Origin of the sequence: Ciceribacter sp. RN22, from assembly GCF_024054295.1 — a bacterium.
In the GTDB taxonomy this organism is placed as follows: Bacteria; Pseudomonadota; Alphaproteobacteria; order Rhizobiales; family Rhizobiaceae; genus Allorhizobium; species Allorhizobium lividum.
Genome location: NZ_JAMXLD010000001.1, coordinates 1,642,614 through 1,668,718 on the forward strand (window position 1 = coordinate 1,642,614; position 26,105 = coordinate 1,668,718).

Annotated in this window: 19 protein-coding genes and 2 tRNA genes; 13 read left to right on the forward strand and 8 right to left on the reverse strand. The window is 63.3% G+C overall.

All coding sequences use genetic code 11. The features are described from left to right. Positions 1-8: 8 nt before the first annotated feature. The 6 genes from sseA to NHF53_RS08175 all read right to left on the reverse strand — a co-directional run bounded on the left by sseA (position 9) and on the right by NHF53_RS08175 (position 5,549). Positions 9-1,442 (reverse strand): 3-mercaptopyruvate sulfurtransferase, encoded by a 1,434-nt coding sequence (sseA, locus tag NHF53_RS08150; protein ID WP_252833774.1) that lies wholly within the window; start codon positions 1,440-1,442, stop codon positions 9-11. A gap of 18 nt (positions 1,443-1,460) precedes the next feature. Next, complete coding sequence (locus tag NHF53_RS08155; protein ID WP_252833775.1) at positions 1,461-2,198, reverse strand: alanyl-tRNA editing protein; 738 nt, start codon at positions 2,196-2,198, stop codon at positions 1,461-1,463. Positions 2,199-2,208: 10 nt separating this feature from the next. After that, the gene (locus tag NHF53_RS08160; RefSeq protein WP_252833776.1) at positions 2,209-3,246 is read right to left on the reverse strand and encodes a cysteine synthase A; all 1,038 of its coding nucleotides are present in this window, start codon (positions 3,244-3,246) and stop codon (positions 2,209-2,211) included. Positions 3,247-3,385: 139 nt separating this feature from the next. Next, positions 3,386-4,834 carry a deoxyribodipyrimidine photo-lyase gene (locus NHF53_RS08165; RefSeq protein WP_252833777.1) on the reverse strand — a complete coding sequence of 483 codons (1,449 nt, stop codon included), beginning with the start codon at positions 4,832-4,834 and terminating at the stop codon, positions 3,386-3,388. Between the two features lie 231 nt (positions 4,835-5,065). Beyond that, positions 5,066-5,139 (reverse strand) — tRNA-Cys (locus NHF53_RS08170). A 131-nt stretch (positions 5,140-5,270) separates the two neighbouring features. Then, on the reverse strand, positions 5,271-5,549 hold the full coding sequence (locus NHF53_RS08175; protein ID WP_252833778.1) for a PGPGW domain-containing protein: 279 nt from the start codon (positions 5,547-5,549) through the stop codon (positions 5,271-5,273). 163 nt (positions 5,550-5,712) lie between these two features. On the opposite strand from NHF53_RS08175, the gene NHF53_RS08180 reads away from it, so the two are divergent. The 7 genes from NHF53_RS08180 (at position 5,713) to exoR (ending at position 15,119) form a co-directional block, all read left to right on the forward strand. Then, positions 5,713-5,787, forward strand: a tRNA-Asn gene (locus NHF53_RS08180). A gap of 222 nt (positions 5,788-6,009) precedes the next feature. Beyond that, positions 6,010-6,669, forward strand: a complete 660-nt coding sequence (locus NHF53_RS08185) for a protein-L-isoaspartate O-methyltransferase (RefSeq protein WP_252834939.1) — start codon at positions 6,010-6,012, stop codon at positions 6,667-6,669. A 306-nt stretch (positions 6,670-6,975) separates the two neighbouring features. Next, complete coding sequence (locus NHF53_RS08190; protein ID WP_308218660.1) at positions 6,976-8,304, forward strand: TolC family outer membrane protein; 1,329 nt, start codon at positions 6,976-6,978, stop codon at positions 8,302-8,304. A gap of 150 nt (positions 8,305-8,454) precedes the next feature. Next, positions 8,455-9,216, forward strand: coding sequence for a PopZ family protein (locus NHF53_RS08195; protein ID WP_252833779.1), 762 nt, complete (start codon positions 8,455-8,457; stop codon positions 9,214-9,216). 152 nt (positions 9,217-9,368) lie between these two features. After that, the gene (locus tag NHF53_RS08200) at positions 9,369-12,212 is read left to right on the forward strand and encodes a valine--tRNA ligase (protein WP_252833780.1); all 2,844 of its coding nucleotides are present in this window, start codon (positions 9,369-9,371) and stop codon (positions 12,210-12,212) included. Between the two features lie 398 nt (positions 12,213-12,610). Then, on the forward strand, positions 12,611-13,783 hold the full coding sequence (locus NHF53_RS08205; protein ID WP_252833781.1) for an OmpP1/FadL family transporter: 1,173 nt from the start codon (positions 12,611-12,613) through the stop codon (positions 13,781-13,783). Between the two features lie 538 nt (positions 13,784-14,321). Beyond that, positions 14,322-15,119 carry an exopolysaccharide production regulator ExoR gene (exoR, locus tag NHF53_RS08210; protein WP_114363069.1) on the forward strand — a complete coding sequence of 266 codons (798 nt, stop codon included), beginning with the start codon at positions 14,322-14,324 and terminating at the stop codon, positions 15,117-15,119. A 9-nt stretch (positions 15,120-15,128) separates the two neighbouring features. Here the strand turns inward: exoR and xth are convergent, their stop codons facing one another. After that, entirely contained in the window at positions 15,129-15,923 is a 795-nt protein-coding gene (gene xth, locus NHF53_RS08215) for an exodeoxyribonuclease III (protein WP_252833782.1), read from the reverse strand. A gap of 214 nt (positions 15,924-16,137) precedes the next feature. On the opposite strand from xth, the gene NHF53_RS08220 reads away from it, so the two are divergent. Then, positions 16,138-17,640 carry a nucleobase:cation symporter-2 family protein gene (locus tag NHF53_RS08220; RefSeq protein WP_252833783.1) on the forward strand — a complete coding sequence of 501 codons (1,503 nt, stop codon included), beginning with the start codon at positions 16,138-16,140 and terminating at the stop codon, positions 17,638-17,640. 57 nt (positions 17,641-17,697) lie between these two features. On the opposite strand, the gene erpA is transcribed toward NHF53_RS08220, so the two are convergent. Next, a complete protein-coding gene (gene erpA, locus NHF53_RS08225; RefSeq protein ID WP_252833784.1) occupies positions 17,698-18,030 on the reverse strand; it encodes an iron-sulfur cluster insertion protein ErpA in 333 nt (110 codons plus the stop codon). A gap of 189 nt (positions 18,031-18,219) precedes the next feature. Here erpA and NHF53_RS08230 point away from each other — a divergent pair, with 189 nt between their 5' ends. The 5 genes from NHF53_RS08230 to NHF53_RS08250 all read left to right on the forward strand — a co-directional run bounded on the left by NHF53_RS08230 (position 18,220) and on the right by NHF53_RS08250 (position 26,105). Then, positions 18,220-19,437, forward strand: a complete 1,218-nt coding sequence (locus NHF53_RS08230; protein ID WP_252833785.1) for a deoxyguanosinetriphosphate triphosphohydrolase — start codon at positions 18,220-18,222, stop codon at positions 19,435-19,437. A 64-nt stretch (positions 19,438-19,501) separates the two neighbouring features. Then, positions 19,502-21,262: an arginine--tRNA ligase gene (argS, locus tag NHF53_RS08235; protein WP_252833786.1), complete on the forward strand. Its 1,761-nt coding sequence runs from the start codon at positions 19,502-19,504 to the stop codon at positions 21,260-21,262. A gap of 67 nt (positions 21,263-21,329) precedes the next feature. Continuing rightward, positions 21,330-24,101 carry an SPOR domain-containing protein gene (locus NHF53_RS08240; protein WP_252833787.1) on the forward strand — a complete coding sequence of 924 codons (2,772 nt, stop codon included), beginning with the start codon at positions 21,330-21,332 and terminating at the stop codon, positions 24,099-24,101. Between the two features lie 118 nt (positions 24,102-24,219). Continuing rightward, on the forward strand, positions 24,220-25,236 hold the full coding sequence (gene nagZ, locus NHF53_RS08245; protein ID WP_252833788.1) for a beta-N-acetylhexosaminidase: 1,017 nt from the start codon (positions 24,220-24,222) through the stop codon (positions 25,234-25,236). Continuing rightward, positions 25,233-26,105, forward strand: a complete 873-nt coding sequence (locus tag NHF53_RS08250; RefSeq protein ID WP_114363077.1) for a ScpA family protein — start codon at positions 25,233-25,235, stop codon at positions 26,103-26,105. The genes nagZ and NHF53_RS08250 overlap by 4 nt, the downstream gene beginning before the upstream one ends.

Genomic DNA, 26,105 nt, shown 5'->3' on the forward strand with positions numbered 1-26,105 from the left:
GCGCGGCCTCACGAGGAGGCCGCGTCCCGGCGGATCATCTGAAGCAGTTCTTCCTCGGTGAGCGGCTCGACGAGCGCGTCGAAGGTCTCGACCGGCGAGAAGCCGAAACGCTGGTAGAGCTGCAGGGCGCGCGGATGGTCGAGCGTGTTCGTCGTGACCGTCACCTTCTTCGGATCGTTCTGCCAGGCGAGATAGAGCGCCTGCAGCAGGAACCATTTGCCGAGGCCCATGCCAAGCACGTGCTCCATCAGCCCGAAATAGGAAAGCTCGACGACGTCATCGTTCTTCTGTGCCAGTTCGAAGAAGCCGGCCGGTGCACCGTTGACGTAGAGAACGTTGATGCTGACCTTCGGGTCGTGGACGATCGCGCGCAGTTCGGCGTCGTTCATGCGCAGCCGGGCGTGCCAATGCCAGCGTCCGCCGACCTGGCGCTGCAGGAAGCGGTAGAAGGGCAGCGGAATCTCGACCGCCCGCATGATCGCGGTCTGGATATTGACCGGCACAGGCAGGCTCGTCTTCGGCGGTGCCGTCATTTCGAGCCGCGTGACGTGCGCGCGAAGCGGACCATGCGTTCTCGGTGCGACCGGTCCGGCGGGGCCGGTGGTCACCGGCGTTTCGGAACGTCCGCCCCATTCCGACCAGGAGCCGTCATAGAGCGTGTTGTCGCGATGGCCGAGCGATTCGAGTGCGAGCGTTATCACGGCGGCGGTCACGCCAGAGCCGCAGCTGGTGACGACCGGCTTTGCGAGATCGATGCCGGCGTCGTTGAAGATCGAGCGCAGCTTGGCGAGGTCCTTCAGGTGTCCACCCTCGGAGAGCGAAAGCGCCGGTACGCTGCGGGCGCCGGGCATGTGTCCCGAGCGCATGCCCTCGCGCGGCTCCGGCTCGTCGCCGGTAAAGCGACCGGCCGGCCGGGCATCGGCAATCTGCCGCGAGCCACTGTCGGCGATTTCCTGCATTTCCGCGAACGAGGTCAGCCGTTCGCGATGGAAGCTGGTGGCGAAGTTGGCCGGGGCCGGTTCGGGCAGGTCGGTTTCGAGCGGCCGGCCCTCTGCCTTCCAGCCGTCAAGCCCGCCGTCGAGCACGTAAACGCTGCGGGCGCCCATGACGCGGAACATCCACCAGACGCGCGGGGCGGAGAAGATGCCCGGGCCATCATAGACGACGATGGTGTCGGTCGCCGAGATGCCGAGCTTTCCGACTTCTTCGGCAAAGAGCTCCGGCGAGGGAAGCGAATGCGGCAGCCCCGTCGTCTGGTCGGCGATCACGTCCTGGTCGAAGAAGACTGCACCCGGAATGTGCCCGGCGGCATATTCGACCGCGCCGTTGCGGCCCTGTGCGGGCAGGTACCAGGACGCGTCGACGATCCTGAATTCCGGCGCACCGAGTTGCTTTTCCACCCAATCGGCGGACACGACGAAGCGACTTTTCTCCGCAGGCATGGTTTTCTCCCGTTGCCGTCAGGCAAGGGCGTCCGGTGTTCCGAAACGGATGCGGAACCGGCGGTTCTCCTTGCCCTTCTTTTCAATCTTGGCGATGTGAATCGCCCCGACCTCCTGGGTCTCGGAAACATGTGTGCCGCCGCAGGGCTGGCTGTCAACGGCGGAGTCTTCGCCGATGCAGACGAGGCTCACCCTGCCCATGCCGACGGGCGGGCGCACATTCTTGGACTTCACGATGCCCGGATTGGCGACGAGTTCGTCGTCGGTGATCCACTGTACGAAGATCGGATGGTTTTCCGAAACGAGCCGCATCAGGTCCTTCGTCACCGTGTCGCGGTCGATCGTCTCCGTCATGTCGAAATCGACACGCGACTCGTCCTCGCCGACCGCGGCGCCGGTGATCGGGAAGGGGCAGACGACCGAGAGCAAGTGGCAGGCCGTGTGCATGCGCATCAGCTTGTACCGGCGCGGCCAGTCGACATGCATCACGATCGTTTCTCCGGCCGTCGGAAGATCCTGCCCCTCCGCCGGCATGTGGAGGATGATGTCCTTCGTCGCACCGTGCCGTGTGACGTCGAGCGTGATCCGGGAACCGTCGGCGCGTTCGAGAAAGCCGGTGTCCCCGGGTTGGCCGCCCGAGGTTGCGTAAAAGCAGGTCCGGTCAAATTCGATGCTGCCGTCCTCGTTGACCGCCGTCACCACCGCCTCGCAGGTCGAAAGATAGAAGTCGTCGCGATAGAGAGCGGTGGTCGGCATGGTTTCTCGCTTATGCGGCCTCAAAGGGCAGATCGAACTCGGGTTGCGTCTCGAGCCAGCCGGGCACCGGCAGGGCCTTCGATGCGAGGAAGGCAGGGTTGAAGAGCTTCGACTGGTAGCGGTTGCCGTAGTCGCAGAGCATGGTCACGATGGTATGCCCCGGACCGAGCTCGCGGGCAAGGCGGATCGCGCCGGCGATGTTGATGCCCGACGAGCCCCCGAGGCAGAGCCCCTCCTGTTCGACGAGATCGAAGATAACCGGCAGCGCTTCCGAATCGGGGATCTGATAGGCGAAGTCGGGCGTGAAGCCTTCGAGATTGGCGGTGATGCGGCCTTGACCGATTCCCTCGGTGATCGAGGAGCCGGAGGACTTCAGTTCGCCGTTCCGGTAGTATTCGTAGAGGGCGGCACCTTCGGGATCGGCGATGCCGATCTTGACGCCGCGCTTCAGCGCCCGCAGGCCGGCGGCGGTGCCGGCAAGCGTGCCGCCCGAGCCGACGGCGCAGATGAAACCGTCCACCTTGCCGTCCGTCTGCGCGAAGATTTCCCGCGCGGTGGTCGCGACATGAGCGTCGCGGTTGACGGTGTTGTCGAACTGGTTTGCCCAGATCGCCCCGTTCGGCTCCGTCCTTGCGAGCTGTTCGGCGAGCCGGCCGGAGAGCCGGACGTAGTTGTTCGGGTTCTTGTAGGGAACGGCCGGAACCTCGACGAGCTCGGCACCGAGAAGGCGCAGCGCATCCTTCTTTTCCTGGCTCTGGGTTTCGGGAATGACGATCACGGTCCGATAACCGAGCGCCTTGGCGACCAGCGTCAGCCCGATGCCGGTATTGCCGGCCGTGCCTTCGACGATGACGCCGCCGGGCGCGAGCAGACCTTTCTTCTCGGCATCGCGGATGATGAAGAGGGCGGCGCGATCCTTGACCGACTGGCCGGGGTTCAGGAACTCCGCCTTGCCGAGAATGGTGCAGCCGGTCGCCTCCGAGGCGTTCTTCAGCCGGATGAGCGGCGTGTTGCCGATCGCCTCGAGGACGGAGGGATGAAATGCCATGGGATGAGCCTTCTCTTTGTCGGAAGATTAAGGAGCGACTTTTCAAATCTCAAGACGAAGAAGACAAGGAATTCGGTTCCGCGGTGGAGCGTCGGCATAGAAAAACCGTGCTTTGCGGGCGATTGGCTGCGAGCGCGATCTATCCGGCCGACGGACCGGCGAGCCCGCGAAAGGCCGCGAGCGCCCGTTCGCGCGCCGCCTTGTGGTCGACGATCGGCAGTGGATAGGTCTTGCCGAGGGAAACGCCGGCGTCTTCGAGCACTGAAAGCGGCGCGTCGAAGGGCCTGTGGATGAACCCGTCCGGGAGCGCCTTCAGCTCCGGCACGAAGCGGCGGACATAGACGCCGTCGGGATCGAATTTCTCGCCCTGGCTGACTGGGTTGAAGATGCGGAAGAAGGGGGCGGCATCGGCGCCGGACCCGGCGACCCATTGCCAGCTCGCGGCATTCGACGCCGGATCGGCATCGACGAGCGTGTCGCGAAACCAGCGCTCGCCTTCCCGCCAGTCGATCAGGAGGTCCTTGACGAGGAAGGAGGCGACGATCATGCGCACACGGTTGTGCATCCAGCCCGTCTGCCAGAGCTGCCGCATGCCGGCATCGACGATCGGGTAGCCGGTCTCGCCGCGCTGCCACCGCCGCAGCCCTTCCGGATCGTTCCGCCACGGGAAGCCGTCGAACTTTTCCGAAAAGTTGCGGTGCGCGAGCGCGGGAAAGTGAAAGAGCAGGTGATAGCCGAACTCGCGCCAGACGAGCTCCTTGCGGAAGCTGGTGACGTCCTCGGCAGGGACGCTCCCTGAAAGTCCTCGCGTCGCGTGCCACACCCGCGCCGGCGAGATTTCGCCGAGGGCGAGGTGCGGCGAGAGCATGGAGACATGCGGTTCGGCGGGGAAGTCGCGACCGACGGCATATCCTGCGAGCCCGCTCCTGACGAAAGCCTCCAGCCGCTTGCGGGCGCCGGCTTCGCCCGGCGTCCAGACCTCGCGGAATGCCGCGGCCCAGTCCGGCTTCGCCGGCAGGAGGTGCCAATCATCGAGCGTCTTGGTGTCCGGCCATTCGGCCGGCGCGGGCAGGGTGCTCGGCGCTTCGATCGGGTCCTCGGGCTCTCCGGAAGCCTCGAAGGCCCGCCAGAAGGGCGTATAGACGCGATAGAAGCCGCCTGTGCCCGTCTTCATCCGCGACGGCTCGTGCAGCAGCTGGCCGGAAAAGCTGTGCACCGCGACCCCGTCGGAGCGAAGCGTCGACTTCAGGTCCGTATCCGATTCGATTCCCGCGGGATCGTAACGTCGGTTCCAGAGGACTTCGGTCGCGCCGGTCTCGGCGATCAGGTCCGACAGAATCGCTTGGGGAGCGCCGCTGCGGAGCAGAAGCCGGCTGCCGAGTCTTTCCAGCGCGTGGCCGAGGGCGACAAGCGAGTGGTGCAGCCACCAGGACTGAGCGGCGCCGAGCGGTCCGTTGTTCGGTTCGCGAATGTAAAGGGGAAGCACCGGCCGCCCCGTTGCGGCCGCATGGGCGAGTGCGCGGTTGTCGTCGAATCGCAGGTCCTTGCGGAACCAGAGAATGACCGGGGTGCCGCCTGGATCGTGCATCTGCCGTCTCGCGGTTGCTCCTGCTGCTACCTTATACGAGGTGGATGGCAAGGGGCTAGGCGGAACCTTCCCGCTGGCGGCGGGTGTGGAGGCTGCTCATTTCGTATCCCTGGCTTCCTGACACCGTTGCCGCACCTGAAAAAAGTGTGGCGCAACGGTTCAGGTCCAAACTGCCGAGTCTGAAAGATATAGTAATAAATTCAGGTGTTTGAATTCGCGAAAGAAGAGCGGTGGAGGCCTCGCCCGGAATCGAACCGGGGTGCAAGGATTTGCAGTCCTCTGCGTAACCACTCCGCCACGAGGCCGTCCGATGCTTTAAAAGCGAGTGGTGACGGGCGTTTAGAACGGATCAAAGACGAGCGCAAGGGGGAACCTCCGTAGAGGTCCGTTTTTTTGTCGCACGCCCCGCTGCCGGGCAGAAAATCACGGATGAGCTTCAGCGCCCTGCACGATTGACCTGTGGATAGCGCTTGCGCCACCAGATCGCGGCCTTGCGTCTGCGTCGGCGCACCGAGGGCAGTTCCTGCGACAGGATCAGCAACCCCAGCGGAATCATCCAGAAGCCCAGAACCGGGAGGAAGCCGAGGATGCCGCCGGCGACGAGGCCGGAGCCCACGGCAACGCGCCCGTTGCGCGAGCGGGGGAAGGGCAGTTCCAGCCGCCCGAGGATCAGGCGACCTTTCTCCCTGTCGATGTGATACTTCTTTTCGGCCATTCGCTATCTATATCACGGAAACGTACCAAAAACCCTGTCCCGCCTGGGGAAAAGATGGGTGCTTGGGAGAATTGAACAAGGGGATGGCGTTTTTTTTGAAAAAACCGCTTGGCAAATCGAGCAAGCATTTGTATTAGCCCCCTCACGCCGCGGCGAGCGGTGATCCCTGGTAGCTCAGCGGTAGAGCATTCGACTGTTAATCGACAGGTCGCCGGTTCGAATCCGGCCCGGGGAGCCAGTTTCATCAGCAGAAATGCTGAATACAAGGCCGGTTCGGTTTCCGAACCGGCCTTTGTTTTTCCGGAGCCGCCGGCCGGTCCGGTCCTTCCCGCCGTGCTTTTCGATGTCAGTTCGTCGCGATTTCCCCCGATCACGGAGGGGAAGCCTTGAAAGCGGCCCTTCCTGCAATTATGACACGCCGAGAGACAGACACCCGGCCGCAAGTGGGACGACAATCATGATGGACTTCGAAGCTGCACGCACCAAGATGGTGGACAACCAGATACGTACGACCGATGTGACGTCGCACTCCGTGCTTTCGGCGTTCCTGACGGTACCGCGCGAGGCATTCGTGCCGACCGAGCTGAAGCCGCTCGCCTATATCGACGAGGACCTGCAGATCGCGGGCGGTAACCCGCCCCGCTACATCATGGAGCCGTCGCCGCTCGCCAAGCTCATCCAGCTCGCCGCCATCACCAAGGATGACGTCGTTCTCGAGATCGGTTGCGGCGCCGGCTATGCCGCGGCGATTCTCTCGCAGGTTGCCGGTTCGGTGGTCGCCGTCGAGTGCGACGAGACCCTGGCGGCCAAGGCGACGGGTACGCTTTCCGAACTCGGCTACGATAACGTCGCGGTGGTGACCGGCGATCTCGAAAAGGGTTATGCGAACGAAGGCCCCTACGACGTCATCTTCGTCAACGGTGCGGTCGAAGAGGTGCCCGAGGCGCTGCTGTCGCAACTCCACGAGGGTGGGCGACTGGTCGCCGTCGTCGGCTACGGCAACGCCGCCCGCGCGCGGCTCTATGTCCGTGCCCACGGCGTGTCCTCCTTCGGAGAGCATTTCAACGCCGCGGTGAAGCCGCTGCCAGGCTTCCGCAAGGCGGCCGAATTCGTCTTCTGACCTCAGCCTGCGACATATTGGCCGGGGATGGCACCGCCGCCCCGGATTGCCTTTGATCGAACCGATGCGGCATGTTGTTTTTTGGCAACGTCGCGTCGGTTTTCTTTTTGCGACGGAGCGGTCCGGGTTGCGACTTTGCGAGCGTCGGGTCATCTAGGTGAGGGAGCTTCCGCGACAGCTCGGGAATCAAAGCCATGGTTTTGCCCGAGGACCCGTCGGGTTAGCGGAAAAATTTGGAGTTGATGTCCCGTGTCGTTCATTCGAAAGACCGTATGTGCCGCCACTCTGGCGTCCGTTCTGGCGCTGATGCCGGGAATGGCCGCTGCCGAAACGATCTTCGGCGCCATGGCAAAGGCCTATGAGAACAATCCGGATCTCAACGCAGTGCGGGCACGCCTGAGGGCAACCGACGAAAACGTCACCATCGCCAAGGCCGGCATGCGGCCGCAGATCGCGGCCACGGCCTCGGCGACGCAGCTGTCGGTCGGTCACATGAGCGGCATGCCGTCCGGATACACGAACGACTACAATCAGACGGATGTCGGCCTCTCGATCACGCAGATGATCTTCGACGGATTTCAGACGCTGAACAATGTCCGTGCAGCGGAATCGGGCGTCTTTGCGAGTCGCGAGAATCTGAAGGCCAACGAGATCTCCATCCTGCTCGCAGCCGCGCAGGCCTATGCGGACGTGGCACGCGACCAGCAGATCGTCGTCATCCGCAAACAGAACCTCGCCTTCCTGCAGGAGCAGCTGAACGCGGCCAATGCCCGTCTCGAAGTGGGCGAGGGAACCCGCACCGACGTCAGCCAGGCAGAGGCGCAGCTTGCCGGCGCGCAGGCGCTTCTTGCCGCCGCGATCGCCCAGCTGAAGCAGAGCGAGGCGACCTATGTTCAGGTCGTCGGCGAAGCTCCCTCGGGAATCAAGCAACCCGGTCCGGCGAGCAAGGCGCTGCCGTCGACCCTCGATGGCGCGGTCGCCTCTGCAATCCGCGAGCATCCGTCGGTTCTCGCCGCTCTGCACGCGGTGGATGCCGCCGGCTACCAGGTGAAGTCGGCCGAAGGCATGCTGCTTCCCGGTGTCGTCATCCAGGGCAATGTCGGCCGTCACACGACGACGAATTCGAGCAGCAGCGATACGGACTATTCGAGTGCCTCGATCACGGCCCAGCTCAAGGTGCCGCTCTACCAGGGCGGCGCGGAATTCGGCCGCATCCGTCAGGCGAAGGAGACGTTCGGCGAACAGAGGATCATGGTCGACTCGGCACGCGCAGCGGTACGCCAGCAGGTAACCTCGGCCTATGCTCAGATGCAGGCCGCGACCGCCGCGATTTCGGCTGCACGCAAGCAGTTGAGCGCCGCCAATCTCGCTCTCCAGGGCGTCATCGAGGAACGCAATGTCGGGCAAAAGACCACGCTCGACGTCCTGAATGCGCAGGATACCGTGCTTCAGGCCAAGGAGAGCCTCGTCGGCTATCAGCGCAATGCGGTCGTCGCCAGCTATTCGGTGCTGGCGGCATCCGGCAAGCTGACCATCCAGAGCCAGGGGCTCGAGGTCGCCGAATACCGCTCCGAAGGGCACTACGAAGAAGTCAAGGACAAGTGGTTCGGCCTCCGCACGGTCGACGGCCGCTGAGTCTGCCTCCTTCCTGAATAAACCTGTGCATCACGCCGAAGCGAACCTGCGGCGTGATTTTTTTCCCCGAGGGAGTATCCTAAGGTGGAACGAATCAATGTCCGGTGCATGGTGCCGGCGATTGAATCTTCAGGGAAAACGGGGAAGAATATGGCTCAGCCAAGTGTAGCGCGTGAACCGTCGATGGAAGAGATCCTGGCGTCGATCCGCCGGATTATCGAGAGCAACGATCCGGAAAGCGCGAAGCTCGACTCGGCCTCCCTGCCGCCGGTCTACGAAGACGAAGACGGTGACGACGATCTGGCGCTGGCAGTCGATGACGCTGCACCTGCCATGTATGCTGCGAACGACCGGGGCGGCGCAGTCCCCTCCGTCCAGACCACCGCTCCCGAACCCGTCGAGAAGCCGTCCCCGAAGAACGTTTCCCTTGCCGATCTCGCCGCACGCGTCCGCTCTTCGAGCGAACGGGTCGAGCCTGTGCTCGGTCGCTCCGTCGAGACGCCGCTGCCGGTCAGCCCGGTGATGACCAGCCGCATGGCAGAGTTGCGCTCGTCCATGCCGCAGGTGGAGCCGGAGCGGAAGGTTGCCCAGCATGCCGCCGAGCCGGCAGAGACCTTTGTCGTACCGAGTGCGCCGGCCGACGTGGCTGTCGAAACACTGCAACCGGTTGCCCTGCAGGGCGAGACGGAGAGCAAGGCGCTCGTTTCGGCCGAAACGCGCGAGCAGGTGGCCCGCTCCTTCGGCGAACTCGCCGAAGCCATCGACGGTAGCCAGCGCCGCTCGCTCGACGAGATGGCGGAGGAAATGCTCCGTCCGATGCTGCAGGAATGGCTCGATGACAATCTGCCGACGCTCGTCGAACGGCTGGTGCGCGAGGAGATCGAACGGGTCGCCCGCGGCCCGCGCCGCTGATTTTCAGCGACGAAGACAGGGACAGGCCGCTTCGGGCCGCTCCGGCGTCCGGGGCGGCTTTCTTGTTGACACTGCCGTCCCCGTCCGGTTTACCGCTTAAGTAACATCAATCCGTGTTGATCCCTTCAACGCTTTCTAGGTTTGGTCAGGAAATGCTCGAAAAAACCTACGACGCCACGACAGTCGAACCGAAAATCGCCAAGGCCTGGGAGGACGCCGACGCTTTCCGTGCCGGCGCCAACGCCAAGGCAGGCGAGGACAGCTTCACCATTGTCATCCCGCCGCCGAACGTGACCGGTTCGCTGCACATGGGACACGCACTCAACAACACCTTGCAGGACGTCATGATCCGCTTCGAGCGGATGCGCGGCAAGGACGTGCTGTGGCAGCCGGGCATGGACCATGCCGGTATCGCCACGCAGATGGTCGTGGAGCGGCAGTTGATGGAGCGTCAGCTTCCCGGCCGGCGCGAGATGGGGCGCGATGCCTTCGTCGAGAAGGTCTGGGAATGGAAGAACGAGTCCGGTGGCCTGATCTTCAATCAGCTGCGCCGTCTCGGCGCCTCCTGTGACTGGTCGCGCGAACGCTTCACCATGGATGAAGGGCTCTCCGAGGCCGTGATCGAGGTCTTCGTCAGCCTCTACAAGGAGGGGCTGATCTACAAGGACAAGCGGCTCGTCAACTGGGATCCGAAGCTTTTGACGGCGATCTCCGACCTCGAGGTCGAGCAGATCGAGGTGAACGGCAATCTCTGGCACCTGCGCTATCCGCTGGAAGACGGCGTCACCTACCAGCATCCGGTCGCCTTCGATGAAGACGGCAATCCGACCGAATGGGAGACGCGTGACTATCTGGTCGTCGCGACGACGCGTCCGGAGACGATGCTCGGCGATACCGGCGTCGCCGTCCATCCGGACGATGCGCGCTACAAGGAGATCGTCGGCAAGCACGTGATCCTGCCAATCGTCGGGCGCCGCATTCCGATCGTTGCCGACGAATATCCTGACCCGACCGCCGGCACCGGTGCGGTCAAGATGACGCCGGCGCACGACTTCAACGACTTCGAGGTCGGTAAGCGGGCCGGCCTGAGCATGGTCAACATCCTGAACGTCGATGCGACCGTAGGCATCGTCGGCAATGACGATTTCATGGAAGGCTTGGCGCCGACCCGCGAGCAGGAGATGGTCTGGTCCGAACTGGAAGGGCTCGACCGTTTCGCGGCCCGCAAGAAGATCGTCGAGATCCTCGAGGCGGAAGGACTGGTCGACAGGATCGAGCCGCACAAGCACATGGTGCCGCACGGCGACCGCGGCGGCGTGCCGATCGAGCCGCGGCTGACCGAACAGTGGTATGTCGACGCCAAGACCCTCGCCAAGCCGGCGATCGCCTCCGTTCGCGAAGGCCGCACGAAGTTCGTCCCGAAGAACTGGGAAAAGACCTATTTCGAGTGGATGGAGAACATCCAGCCCTGGTGCGTCTCGCGCCAGCTGTGGTGGGGACACCAGATTCCCGCCTGGTACGGTCCGGACGGGCAAGTCTTCGTCGAGAAGACCGAGGAAGAGGCGCTGCACGCCGCCATTCAGCACTACATCTCCCACGAGGGCCCGTGGAAGGCCTGGGTCGAGGAGAAGCTCGAGAACTTCGCGCCGGGCGAGATCCTGACGCGTGACGAGGACGTGCTCGACACGTGGTTCTCCTCTGCGCTCTGGCCGTTCTCGACGCTCGGCTGGCCGCAGAAGACAGAGGCGCTCGCCAAGTACTATCCAACGGATGTACTGGTCACCGGCTTCGACATCATCTTCTTCTGGGTTGCCCGGATGATGATGATGGGAATGCACTTCATGAAGGACGAGAACGGCACGCCGGTCGAGCCCTTCCATACCGTGTATGTGCATGCGCTGGTCCGCGACAAGAACGGCCAGAAGATGTCGAAGTCGAAGGGCAACGTCATCGATCCGCTGCAACTGATCGACGAATACGGCGCCGACGCGCTGCGCTTCACGCTGGCCATCATGGCAGCGCAGGGGCGCGACGTGAAGCTCGATCCCTCGCGTATCGCCGGCTACCGCAACTTCGGCACCAAGCTCTGGAACGCGACCCGCTTCGCCGAGATGAACGGCGCGGCAAACGATCCGCACTTCCTGCCCGAAACGACGACACTCGAAATCAACCGCTGGATCCTGACAGAACTGGCACGGACCGAGCGTGACGTGACGGAGGGGATTGCCAACTACCGCTTCAACGACGCGGCAGGCGCCCTCTACCGCTTCGTCTGGAACCAGTTCTGCGACTGGTACCTCGAACTGCTGAAGCCGGTTTTCGCGGGCGACGACGAGGTTGCCAAGAAGGAGGCGCAGGCCTGTGCGGCCTATGTGCTGGAGGAGACCTACAAGCTCCTGCATCCCTTCATGCCTTTCATCACCGAAGAACTCTGGGCCCACACGGCGGGCGAGGGCAGGGAGCGGGAGACGCTGCTTTGCCACGCGGCCTGGCCGGCACCCGACTTCGCCGACGAAGGGGCCGCGAGCGACATCAACTGGCTCATCGACCTGGTGTCCGGCATCCGCTCGGCGCGTGCGGAGATGAACGTTCCTCCGGGAGCGGTTGCACCGCTCGTCGTCGTCGGGGCAAACGGGGTCACGCAGGAGCGCCTGCTGCGCCACGAGGCATCGATCAAGCGGCTGGCGCGCGTGGAAAGCATCGCGCTCGCGCCGGAGGCTCCGAAGGGAGCCGCCCAGATCGTCATCGGTGAGGCAACAGCCTGCCTGCCGCTCGGAAGCCTCATCGACATCGGCGCCGAAAAGGCGCGTCTCGAAAAGGCGATCGCCAAGGTCGAGCAGGAAATGAACCGTATCGCCTCGAAACTCGCCAACGAGAAGTTCGTCGCCAACGCCAACCCTGATGTCGTCACCGCCGAACGCGAACGCTATGGCGAACTGGAGATCCAGCGCGCGAGCCTCGATACCGCTCTTAAGCGTTTGGCGGAGGCCAGCTGAGTCGCGGCAACCTTCCGCGAATCTCCGGATTCCTGTGTACTTTGGCGGAGCCGTATGCCGAAAGGCATGCGGCTTTCTCATATCGAGTTGATTCGGCATGGAAAATGTCGCTCGAAGCGCTTCGAGAACCACGTTGTCTGTGATTGGTCACAAATCTGTGAGTGTGTTTTTAGGGTAACAGATCGTTCGCGTACTGGAAAATATTACCTCAAAATGCGTAATCCGGTTGAGCTATGGGAATTTTGTTGCTCAGTTTCCGATATCTTACGTGTGCGTCAGCATTTTACGTAAATTTGGACGGTTCGCGGCGGCGGTGGTCTCTGGTGTGGTAACGTTGTGATATCAAAGACCGTGATTAGAATGCCCAACAGTCGTTATGCCTTGGAGTGGGGAGAGAGATGGCAAAGCAATTTTTTAAGTCCAGTGTCGTGTTCGCGGTCGGTTTCGGCGCCCTGGCGTCGGTAGCGAACGCCGGTGGCTTCAGTCGCGGCGAGGCCGATACCGACATCCTGTTTGAAGACGGAACCTACGTGGCGCGGGGCGGCGTCATCTATGTTTCTCCGCATCGCAAATTCGACACCATTGGTCCTAGCAGAGCCGCGGGCACCGATGACCGCTACACCAACGACTACTGGATTCCGAGCTTCGCCGCGAAGTTCCAGATGTCTGAAAACTTCGGCTGCGCCTTCACCTATACACAGCCCTTCGGCGCCGATGCGGATTATGGCCCGCAGGCTCAAATGGCAAGCCTTATGGCCGGCGGTTCGGGCGCCAGCCACAAGGACTTCATCACGAACGAATATGGTGCGACCTGCGACGTGAGCGCGCAGGCTGGCAAGGGCCGCATCCACTTCCTCGGCGGCGTCTTCCTGCAGGACTTCAAGTACACAGCGAACGCCTACGCCGGTGACCTGAAGCTCGAGGATAAGGCAGCCTTCGGTTATCGCCTCGGTGTCGCCTACGACATCCCGGAATATGCGATGCGTGCGCAGTTGATGTACCGTTCCAAGGTTGACCACAACGCGGACGTGGGGTCGTTTGATTGGGATCCGACGGTTCGTCCGGGTTGGGGATTGCAGGACGCCTATGGCAGTGGCACCTTGCCGCAGTCGCTGAAGCTCAGCCTGCAGACCGGTGTCGCCCCCGGCTGGCTGGTTTACGGCTCGGTCAAGTGGACCGACTGGAGCGTTCTGCAGACCCTTGATTACAGTCTCGGGACGCCGATGCCAGGTGTCTATTTGCCGCAGCATGACTATTACAACTGGAAGGACGGCTGGACGCTTCAGGCCGGCGTCGCCCACAAGTTCAACGAGCAATTCGCCGGCACGGTGAACCTCACTTGGGACAGTGGCGTTGCAACCGGCGCCGACATCTACTCCGATACCTGGACCGTCGCCGCCGGCGTCTCCGTCAAGGCCGGCCCGGGTGAGCTTCGCTTCGGCGGCGCTGTTAGCTACCTGACCGAAGGCAGCCAGCACACGAATCCGGCGGGTGATGGAGCTCCCTTCACTGCCACGGCGAACGGCGATTGGGCCTACGCGGTTTCCGGCTCCTACCGGATCACCTTCTGAGATCCGCATCATTGATATTGAAAAGCCCGGCTTGTCCGGGCTTTTCGCGTTGTATGGCTGCGGCGGGCGAGGGAATGTGGCAAATCGGCAACATTTTCCCTATCGTTGCGGAGACCCCGCATATCCGGGGATTTTGTCCATTTCCCGCCACAAACGGAGCGCAGCGATGCAGCGACGAATGCTTGAGTTGGGTGTTGCGTAGTTCGTCGGTTGAGTAAGACATGAGCCTTGTAGCCGCAGAAAACCTTCTGAATTCCGCAGACGCGCCGAGAAGATCGGTGTTTCGGGGTTGCGCCGCGAGTTTTTTGGCGCCTGCGACGTCCGCAGCCGCAGTCTTGCCCGAAATACAAACTACCTTGAAGAAGGTCGCCGATGACCTCTCGTTGCCTGACAAAGCAACGCATGCCGGAGGAGGCGTGACGGTGAACGGTATGTTCACCAGTGTCGCGGACAATAGTTTCACGGACATGGCAAGTCGAGCCGAACGAGGCCTCGAAGGCTGCCGTCGTCTGTGGTGATGTGGAAGAAATACGCAATCATGCAAACGCCAGACTGGAAATATCCGGGTAAGCTGCTGTTCTCCTCGCTGCTCTTCGTCCTCGCCGGGACGGCGGCGGGGCATGCCTTCGACATCAATGCTGGCGTGAGCAAGGAGTCAGGACCCTTCGACCTCTTCAAGTTCGGCTTCAAGGCCTACAAGAACGGCCAGAAGCAGGAGGCTGTCGAAGCCTACCGCTATGCCGCCGAGAAGGGTCACACCGGCTCGCGTTGGGCGCTCGCGAACATGTATGCGGATGGCGACGGCGTCGTCGAGGACGATTTCGAGGCGTTCAAGATTTACTCGGAGATCGCAAGCCAGGGTGTCGAGCCGGGTTCGGAAGATACCGGTTTCTTCGTCAACGCGCTGCTGGCGCTGGCCGGTTATTATCGCAAGGGCATTCCGGGCAGTCCCATCAAGATCGATCTCGCGCAGGCGCGTCAACTCTATTTCCAGGTCGCTTCGACCTTCGGCATTCCGGAGGCGCAGTTCCAGCTTGCCCGAATGATGCTGACGGGCGAGGGTGGCAAGGTCAGCACCCAGCAGGCCAAGAAATGGCTCAATCTGGCGCGCAAGAGCGGCCACCCCGGGGCCATGGCGGTATTCGGGAACCTGATTTTCCAGGAAGGCCAGAGTGTCCGTGGACTCGCCTTCATGACCGCCGCACTGGACAAGTGCAGCCCGTCCGAGTGTCTGTGGATGCAGGACCTGCAGGAGCAGGCTTTCTCGCTCGCCAGTGAAAACGATCGTCGCGTGGCGATCGCGCTCGCTCCGGAGATCTACCGCCAGCCCGAATGACGGCGGCCGTCAGGCAGCCTCGAAATCGAACCAGCCCGCGACGGGCACGTGATCGGAGGGCTTTTCCCACGTCCGCACGTGCTTTTCGATCTGCGCGGCCCGGAAACGGTCCGTTGCCTCCGGCGAGAGCAGAAGGTGGTCGATGCGGATGCCGTTGTTCTTCTGCCAGGCGCCGCCCTGGTAATCCCAGAAGGAATAGAGCTTCGTCTCGTCGGTTGTCGCGCGCACTGCGTCGACGAGGCCGAGATGTTCGAGCCGGCGGAACGCTTCGCGTGTCTGCGGCAGGAAGAGCGCGTCGCCCGCCCAGGCCAGCGGATCGTGGCAGTCGTAGGGCTCCGGGATGACGTTGTAGTCGCCGGCGAGGATCAGCGGTTCCTCCAGCGCGAGACGGTCTTCGGCGAACGCCTTCAGCCGCTCCATCCAGGCGAGCTTGTAGGGATACTTTACCGGATCGTCCGGTGGGTTGCCGTTCGGCAGGTAGAGCGAGCAGACGCGCAGCGCGCCACCCTTGACTGAAAACACGCCTTCGATGAAGCGCGCCTGCTCGTCCCCGTCATCGCCGGGCAGACCGCGATTGACCTCGTCCGGCTTCATCTTCGAGAGCAAGGCCACCCCGTTGAACCCCTTCTGGCCATGCGTCTCGACGTGGTAGCCGAGCGCCTCGATCTCCAGTCTCGGAAAGCCGGCGTCTTCGGACTTGATTTCCTGGAGACAGACGATGTCCGGCGCGGAGCTTTTCAGCCATTCGCAGAGATTTGCGATGCGCGCCTTCACCCCGTTGATGTTCCAAGTGGCGATCTTCATGGATTGCTTCCCTTCGTCTTCCCTTCTTCATAGACGACAGGGCGAATTTTGCCACCGGCTTTTGTGCGTTGTCGGCCGCCGCCCCTTTGACATTCGATGACAACACTCCATTCTTCCCTGGCCGGCTCATGGGGGAGGTAGAGCCGGCGGCCGCTCCTTTTGGGGCAAGCAGCGCCGGGCGACAAACGCCCGCAAGAAAAAGGGGACACTACTCATGTCAAACGTCAGTACCAAGACGCATCCGGTCGATGAGGTGCTGCCGATATCGCGGCTCGCGACACTCGGCCTGCAGCACGTTCTCGTCATGTACGCCGGTGCCATTGCCGTACCGCTGATCATCGGCCGCGCGTTGAAACTGCCGCCGGAAGACGTCGCTTTTCTGATCTCCGCAGACCTGTTCGCCTGCGGCATCGTCACGCTGATCCAGTCGTTCGGCGTCACCCAATGGTTCGGCATCCGCCTGCCGGTGATGATGGGCGTCACGTTCGCGTCCGTCGGTCCCATGGTTTCCATGGCCAATATCTCGGGCGGCGCCGATGGCGCGCGCCTCATATTCGGCTCGATCATCGGTGCCGGCATAGTCGCCATGCTGATTGCGCCGCTGGTCAGCCGCCTGCTGCGCTTCTTTCCGCCGGTCGTAACCGGTACGATCATCCTTATCATCGGCGTTTCGCTGATGCGGATCGGCATCAACTGGATCTTCGGAAATCCGTTCGGGCCGACGGCGCCGAGCATTCTCGATCCGGCCCATGCCAAATGGCTGGAGGATGTGAAGGTGCTGGCCGCGACCGGGGCAGGAGCCATCCCGGAGATACCGGTCAAGCTTGCGCTGGCCCCGAGCGTGCCGAACGCCGCCTACGCGCCGCTTTCCGGCATCGCGGTCTCGGCCGTCGTTCTCCTGTCGATCCTGCTGATTGCGCGTTTCGCCAAGGGCTTCGTCGCCAACATTTCCGTCCTCCTCGGCATCGTCATCGGCGGGATCCTTGCCGCAGCCACGGGCATGATGACTTTCGACAAGGTGGCGAATGCCGCCTGGTTCGCGCCGGTCCTGCCCTTTCATTTCGGAGTACCGATCTTCGACCCGGTCCTCATCGTCACCATGATCATCGTCATGCTTGTCGTCATGATCGAGTCGACGGGCATGTTTCTGGCCCTCGGCGAGATGACCGGCAAGCCGGTAACCCAGCCGATGCTGGCGGCGGGCCTTCGCACCGACGGCCTCGGCACGCTGATCGGCGGTATCTTCAATACCTTCCCGTATACGAGCTTCTCGCAGAATGTCGGCCTCGTTGGCGTCACCGGCGTCAAGTCGCGTTTCGTCTGCGTCGCGGGCGGGTTGATTCTGATCATCCTCGGCCTGCTTCCGAAAATGGCGGCCCTGGTGGAATCTCTGCCGACCGTCGTGCTCGGCGGCGCCGGTTTGGTGATGTTCGGCATGGTCGCCGCGACCGGGATCCGGATTCTGTCGGGCGTGGATTTTAAGACCAGCCGCAACAATCTGTTCGTCGTCGCGATATCCATCGGGTTCGGCATGATCCCGCTGGTCGCGCCGAACTTCAAGCAGTGGATGCCGCATAGCATTCATTCGCTGATCGATTCCGGCATCCTTTTGGCCTCGATCTCTGCCGTGGTGCTGAACGTCTTCTTCAACGGCACCTCTTCCGCAAGCGATGCGGAACTGCGCGAGGCTGCCCTGGCCGGCGATGGCGGTCACTGACAGGAACAAACCGGCTGGGTCCGAGCCCGGCCGGCTTTCACAGCAGTATTGGCGACATTAGACCGAAAAACTGGTCCCGCAGCCGCAACTGGCGACCGCGTTCGGATTCTTGATCTGGAAGGACTGGCCGAGCAGGTTGTCGACGAAGTCGATCTCCGATCCGCTCATGTAGACGAGCGAAACCGGATCGATGACGACCGTCGCGCCATCCTTGGTGATGACGAGGTCGTCGGACTGCGGCGCGCCTTCGAGGTCGAACTTGTAGGAGAAGCCGGAGCAGCCTCCGCCTTCGACGGAGACGCGCAGGGCGTGCTTGTCCTGCTCCGCGGCAACCACAGCCGCGATCCTCTTGGCCGCGGCGTCCGAAAGGGTGATGGTCGATTCGCTCATTTGTCCTCCTGACGGGTTCAAGGCCCGTGGAAAATCGATGGTTGATCCCGGCAGCCGGCCTGAAGCGGCCCCTGTTTGCTCGCTTTTGCCGTCAAATCGGCTCCCGGCACGCTCTCTTGCTTGCGGGATCGTCTGCTATAGGTATGAAGGCGGGCAACGGGCGTCAATGGGGACGAGACGGAACGGACAATGACGATCGACAGGGCTGCGTTGGGTTTCGGTACCGGTGAACGGGCGGTCTATGCTGCAGACCCGTGGTCGTCTCGCGGGCGCCTGTTTGCTGAAGTGAGCAGTCCGACGCGCTCAGACTTCCAGCGCGACCGCGACCGCATCGTCCACACGACGGCCTTTCGGCGGCTGAAGCACAAGACGCAGGTCTTCATCGGCACGGACAGTGATCACTACAGGACGCGGCTCACCCACACGATCGAGGTCGCCCAGATCGCCCGTGCGCTCGCCAGAGCCCTCAAGCTGGACGAAGATCTCGCCGAAGGTGTGGCGCTGGTGCACGACTTCGGCCATACACCCTTCGGCCACACGGGCGAGGACGCCCTGCACGACGTTCTGAAGCCCTACGGCGGCTTCGACCACAATGCCCAATCGCTGAGGATCGTGACGAAGCTCGAGCGTCGCTACGCCGAATTCGACGGGCTGAACCTCACCTGGGAGACGCTCGAAGGTCTGGTGAAGCACAATGGGCCGCTGTTGACGTCGACGGGCGAGGGCACGCGCGGACCTGTCCCGAAGCCGATCCGCGACTACTGTGAGCTCCACGATCTCGAACTCGACACCTATGCGAGCTTGGAGGCGCAGGTAGCGGCGATCGCCGACGACATCGCCTACAACACCCATGACATCGACGACGGCCTGCGCTCCGGCTACCTGACCTTCGAGATGCTGGAGGAGGTTCCGTTCCTCGCAGGGTTGATGGCGGAAGTGCACGGGCTCTATCCGGGACTCGAGGCGAGCCGCTTCACCCACGAGATTACCCGCCGCCAGATCACCCGCATGGTCGAGGACGTGATCTCGGTGGCGCAGGAACGTCTGCGGGAGATCACGCCCGGATGTGCGGCGGACGTCCGCCACGCCGACTGCACGATCGCCACCTTCTCCGCGGGGATGGCCGAGACCGACCGGCAGATCAAACGCCTGCTGTTCAGCCGCATCTACCGCCATCCGGAGATCATGCGGATCCGCGCCGGCGCCGCGCAGATCGTCACCGATCTCTTCCAGGCCTACATGCGAGACCCATCGCTGATGAGCAGCCACTACTGGGTCGACCACATCGCAGGCCTCGACGAACCCGCCAAGGCCCGGCACGTCGGCGACTATCTGGCGGGGATGACCGACACCTATGCGGTTAATGCCCACCGTCGTCTGTTTGACCGGACTCCCGATTTACGCTAGGCAGCGGCCAGCAAATTCCCCTGTACATAACCGGAGCTTGAGAGTTCCGGCGTGGAAAACGAAGATGAATCTTTTCGCCGACTTCGAAACAAGAATTAAGAACGCGCTCGAAACCTTGGAAATCGTGAAGGAAAAGCGTTCCGCGCTTGATTTCGGGCGAATTGTCGTCGAGCCGCCGCGCGATGCGAGCCACGGCGACGCAGCGACCAATGCCGCGATGGTGCTTTCCAAGCCGCTGGCGATGAATCCCCGCGCTCTTGCCGATGTCATCTGCGAGAAGCTGAAGGAAGACGAAGACATTTCCGACGTCTCCGTCGCTGGTCCCGGCTTCATCAATATCCGCCTGTCGACGGCGTACTGGCAGCGACTGCTCTCGGCGGTGATCGCCGAGGGGACCGACTTCGGTCGCTCCGTTCTCGGCTCCGGTCGCAAGGTGAACGTCGAATACGTCTCGGCAAATCCGACCGGTCCGATGCATGTCGGCCATTGCCGCGGCGCCGTCGTCGGCGATGCGCTCGCCAATCTCCTGCAGTTCGCGGGCTACGAGGTCGCCAAGGAATACTACATCAACGACGCAGGCGCCCAGATCGACGTCTTGGCTCGATCCGTGTTCCTGCGCTATCGCGAAGCCTTGGGCGAGGATGTCGGCGAAATCCCGGCCGGCCTCTATCCGGGCGACTACCTCGTCCCTGTCGGCAAGGCTCTGGCGGAGGAATACGGCGTCCGGCTCCACAACATGCCGGAAGAGGAATGGCTGCAGATCGTCAAGGACAAGGCGATCGACGCCATGATGGCGATGATCCGCGAGGATCTCGCCGAACTCAACGTCCACCACGACGTCTTCTTTTCCGAGCGCGCGCTGCACGCCAACGGCGCGGCGGCGATCCGCACCGCGATCAACGACCTCACCTTCAAGGGACACGTCTATCGCGGCACCCTGCCGCCGCCGAAGGGCCAGCTCCCCGAGGATTGGGAGGATCGCGAGCAGACGCTCTTCCGCTCGACCGAGGTCGGCGACGACATCGACCGGCCGTTGATGAAGTCGGACGGCAGCTATACTTACTTCGCCGCCGACGTCGCCTACTTCAAGGACAAGTTCGATCGCGGCTACGACGAGATGATCTATGTGCTCGGCGCCGACCATGGCGGCTACGTCAAGCGCCTGGAGGCGGTGGCGCGGGCGATCTCCGGCGGCAAGACGAAGCTCACAGTTCTTCTTTGCCAGCTCGTCAAGCTCTATCGCGACGGCGAGCCGGTGAAGATGTCCAAGCGGTCGGGGGATTTCGTGACGTTGCGCGACGTCGTCGACGAGGTCGGCCGCGACTCCGTCCGCTTCATGATGCTCTACCGCAAGAATAGCGAGCCGCTGGACTTCGACTTTGCCAAGGTGACGGAACAGTCGAAGGATAATCCGGTCTTCTACGTGCAGTATGCGCATGCCCGCTGCATGTCGGTCTTCCGTCAGGCGAAGGAAGCATTTCCAGACCTCGACTTCGATGGGCTCGACCTGTCGTCGGCGGTGATGGGAGTGATCGAGGATCCGACAGAGCTGCAACTGGTGGCGAAGCTTGCCGAGTATCCGCGCGTGATCGAAGCTGCGGCACAGTCGCAGGAGCCTCATCGCGTGGCGTTTTACCTTTATGATCTCGCCAGTTCCTTCCACGCGCACTGGAACAAAGGCAAGGATCAACCGGAATTACGATTTGTTAACGATAAAAACCGAGAATTGAGCATCGCCAGGCTTGGGCTGGTGCGTGCTGTCGCCTCTGTTCTGAAGTCCGGACTGACCATTACGGGCACTGATGCTCCGGTTGAAATGCGATAGTATTGTCACCATTTCCCCACAAAGCACTGGCATGGCGTGTAGTCGCGTTAGTGAGTGGAACTAGGTAATGGTACAGAAACAAGCCGCATACAACAGTCGCCTGGGCGGCGAAGACTTCGCTGACGACGATCCGTTGGCGGAGCTGGCCCGGATTGTCGGCTTCGAGCCGCCCGCCGCTCGCGACGTACTGCGTGAACCGCAGATGGTCGAAAGCCCGGTCGCTCCGGTTCTGCCAGTCGCGCAGCCGAGCAGTCTGGAAGACGAGCTGCTGCGAGAGTTCGAGAACTACGAACGTGGCCAGCCAGTCGCGGCCCCCGAGATCGAGCCCGCCTATGTCGCGCCGGAGATCGTGGAAACCGTCCCAGTCCTCGACGCGATCGATGAGCGCGAGGAGCTGGAGCTGAACACGGCCGGCGCCAACGAGGCCGTGCTGGCGGAAGCCGAAGAAACCTTCCTCAATGCCGAGCAGGCCATCGTGCCCGAAGTGGCGGAGACGATTGCCTCCGATCTTGCCGATGAACTCGAAATGGCGGTTTCCGCCGGACCTGTCGAGCCGGTTTGGCCGAGGGCTGACGCCGAGCCTCGCCTGAAGCTGCCGCTTGCCAACTTCCATGTTGCGCAACGGCCTGCCCCTCGCATGGAGCCGGCCTTCACGGCCGAGCGCGAGGAGCCGACTGCGGTAGAGGTGGAAGAGGCGCCGCGTCTCAGCCCGGTCGAAACGTCGAGCTGGATGTCCGGACCCGGATCGCAGTCGATCGAGCGCGTGACAGTCGAGGGCGAGGCCCAGCGTCCGTCCGATCCCGTCTTCGAGGTGTTTTCCGCAGGCGCAGAGAGCTACAGCACGCCTGCTGTGACAATGCCGGAGAGTACGCCGGTATCCGCAGGGCCGGCAACCAGGACTGAGCCCGACTTCTCTTTCTCCTTCGCGGACGAACTCGCCGCCGACGAGGATCGGTTCGAGCCTGCCTCCGATGCCGCAGCCGAACCGGCCGTCCCGCCTGCGGAGCCTGCTCGCGCCCAATCGGCTGCGATCGACGAGGATGCCTTCGACCCCTTCGCGGACGGCGCTTTCGAACTCGATCTCGATGACATCGAACTCGACTTCTCTGACCTAGAGATTGATCCGGAACCGGCGCAGGTCGCCAAGGCGGAAAGCCTCCGCGACGAGCCCGTGGCTGCGAAGGCGCCATCCGTGCCGGTCGAAGTCGCAAGATCTGTGGCGACTGCGGCGCCGGCTGCTGCGCCCCTGCCGGTATCAGTCGCGGCTCCTGCCTCGGCCTCGCCGGTGATCCACGAGGATGAGGACTTGCCCTTCGACCTCTCGGAAATTTCCGAGCAGGACGAAAGTCCCGAGTCGATTGCGGCCCTGGACGTGCCGGAAATCCCGGTTCACGAACCCAGGGAGCAGGTGGTTGCTCGCCAAGATTACGATCTCGACATAGACACCGAACTGGCGTCGCTTCTGAGCGACGCCGTGGTTCCCGCCGCGGCAGCCTTGGCTGCGGCACCGCCGGCTCCGGTCGCTGCTGCCCCGGCCGCGACAGCAGCTGCTCCCGCCGCGATTGCCGATGATTTCGAAGCGTTCGAAAAGGCGCTCGAACAGGACTTGAAGCGCTCCTATGAGGGCGACAAGGGTTTTGCCGGCGCGGTCAATCGCATTCCGCTTCAGCCATCCCCGGAGGAAGTCGACTACGACGAACCTCGGCCTTCCCGTGGCAGGCTTCTCGCGGCCTCTGCCGCCGGCGTTCTGGTGCTTCTGGCGGGCGGTGGCCTCTATGCCTGGATGACCGGTTCGGATTCGGTGGTTCTCGGCTCGGGCGAGCCGGTGGTGATCGCCGCCGACAAGCAGCCGGTCAAGGTCGTGCCCGAGGACAAGGGCGGCAAGACGGTGCCGAACCAGGACAAGGCGGTCTACGACCGTGTCGCCGGCGCGGCCGTCGAAGATCCCAAGCAGCCGAGCCTGATTTCATCCAGCGAGGAGCCGGTCGACGTCGTCCAGAAGACGCTGATACCCGAGACCTTGCCGCTCGAAGGCGAGAACGAGCCCGACGCTATGCCGACGCCGGTTGGCGAGACGGAGGATCCGCGACTGCTGCCGAGCGACCAGCCCGCGAACCAGCAGGCCGCAGGCAGCACCAGCGATCCCGTGACGATCGCACCGCGCAAGGTGCGCACGATGATCGTCCGTCCGGATGGAACGCTGGTGGCGCAGGAAGTCGAGCCGCCGACGACGGAAGCTGCGGCTCCGTCGGCACCGGTTGCTCCGGCGCTTGCTCCGCCGACCACGGCACCGGCAGAACAGGCATCGGCCGCGCCGGCCACGCCCACGGACGCGGCAAGCCCGCAGACGGTTGCCGAACCCGCGACGCCGACCACCGCGCAGCCGGCAAGCGCCGGCGCCACCACGCCAGCGGCCGAAACCGCGGCGGTCCCCGCCGAGCCGGCACGTGTGGAAACGGCTGCCGCTCCGGCGGTATCCGCGCCGGTGCCGACGGCACGCCCGGCCGAACAGCCGGTCAATATCGTCAGCACGGTCACCGAACGGGGCAATGTCAAGCCGGTTGAGACGGAGACGACTTCTTCCTCGGTGCCGGCCGGAAGCTATGTGATCCAGATCGCCTCGCTGCCTTCGGAAGCGGATGCGCAGAAATCCTACAAGAATCTCTCGGCGAAGTTCGGGAACGTGATCGGTGGACGCGCATACGAGATCAAGAAGGCGGAGATTGCCGGCAAGGGAACCTATTATCGGCTCCGGATCGTCGGTGGCAGCAAGGACGAAGCCGTCGCCCTTTGCGAACGCTATCGGGCAGCCGGCGGCACCTGCCTCGTCGCGAAGTAAGGTCGAAAGCTGCGAAATCCATCATGGGATGGCGGAAACCCCGTGTTTCCGCCATTTTTCCTGTGCATGACCTAGCTCGGCGCTTCGGCTTTTCACTTGCGCCTCTTATGATTCGGCCATGAGCACGATGAAAGCGATGATCCTGGGCTGCAGCGGCCTCAAGCTGACGGTCGACGAGAAGGCCTTCTACCGGGACGAACAGCCCTGGGGCTTCATCGTCTTCGCCCGCAACCTCTCTGAACCGTCGCAGATTCGTGATCTCGTCGCCGAGATGCGTGAGACCGTCGGCGGGCGCAATGCGCCCGTGCTGATCGACCAGGAGGGGGGACGCGTCCAGCGCATCCGCGAACCGATCGCGCCGCGTTATCCTTCCGCAGCCGTGCTCGGCGACATCTACCGCCGCGACCGCGGCCAGGGGCTGCGTGCCGCCTGGCTGATGTCGCGCCTCCACGCTTTCGACCTCCTGAAGCTCGGCATCAACGTCGACTGTCTCCCGGTGCTCGACGTGCCGGTCGAGGGCGCAAGCAACGTCATCGGCGATCGCGCTTACGGCACCGATCCGGTCACTGTCGGGGAAATGGGCGAGGCGGCCGCGGCAGGGCTCAAGTCCGGCGGCGTCCTGCCGGTGATGAAGCATGTTCCCGGCCATGGTCGCGGTATGGCGGACTCCCACCATGAACTGCCGGTGGTGACGACGCCTCTTTCGGAGCTGGAAGCCCATGATTTCGCGCCGTTCAAGCGGCTCCGCAACGAACTGATGGCGATGAGCGCCCATGTGGTCTACACGGCGGTCGATCCCGATCGTCCGGCCTCGACGTCGAGGAAGGTGATCGACGAGATCATCCGCGGGACGATCGGCTTCGATGGCCTGCTGATCTCCGACGACTCCTCCATGAATGCGCTGAAGGGAACGCTCGGCGAACGCGCGGCGGCGATCGTCGCAGGTGGCGGAGACATCGTGCTTCATTGCAACGGCGTCATGGAAGAGATGCGTGCGGTGGCCGCGCAGGTGCCGCCGCTTGCCGGCCGGTCCCGCGAACGGGCGGCGGCTGTCGAAGCAGCGCTGAAATCCGTGGGAGAGGCGGACGAGTTCGCACTTCGTGAAGAATTTGAGAGCCTGAGGGCGTCGGCATGAATGGCCGCCCCGGACAGGCCCCGGCCGACCGCCAGAGGACCGGAGGGCAGGGGGTGTCCGCCGCCACGCCGATGGACAAGCTTTGGCAGGAAACCGACGCCGAAAGGTTAACCGGCGAACCTGCGCTCGTCATCGACGTGCAGGGCTTCGAAGGACCGCTCGACCTGTTGCTCTATCTCGCCCGCAACCAGAAGGTCGACCTGTCGCGGATCTCCGTGCTGGCGCTCGCCGAACAATATCTGGAGTTCATCGAGACCGCCCGGCGCATCCGCATCGAGCTCGCGGCCGATTATCTGGTGATGGCGGCCTGGCTCGCCTATCTCAAATCCCGCCTCCTGATCCCGCAGCAGGCGAAGGACGACGGCCCTTCGGGCGAGGAGATGGCCGCAACCCTTGCCTTCCGCCTCAAGAGGCTGGAGGCGATGCGCGAAGCGGCGACGCGCCTCATCAACCGCAATCGCCTCGGCCGCGACGTCTATGCCCGCGGTGCGCCCGAACACGTGCCGACGCGCGTCGAATCCGCTTATGAAGCGACGCTCTACGATCTGCTGACCGCCTATGCGGCGTTGCGCCAGCGCCAGTCGATCACCCAGGTGACGATCGAACGGCGGCGCGTCTGGTCGCTCGCCGATGCCCGGGCCATATTGACGCGAATGATCGGCGAGATCGGCGACTGGACGACACTTGACCAATACCTCTTGCGCTATGCGACGACACCCGAGGAGCGGGTGACGGCGATTGCGAGCGCCTTTGCGGCCTCGCTGGAGCTCGTGCGCGAAGGGCGCCTCGAAATCCGCCAGGAGGGCGCCTTCGCGCCGATCTACATGCGCGGCGGCCCGCGGGCCGCCGAACTCGCATCCTCGGAGTGA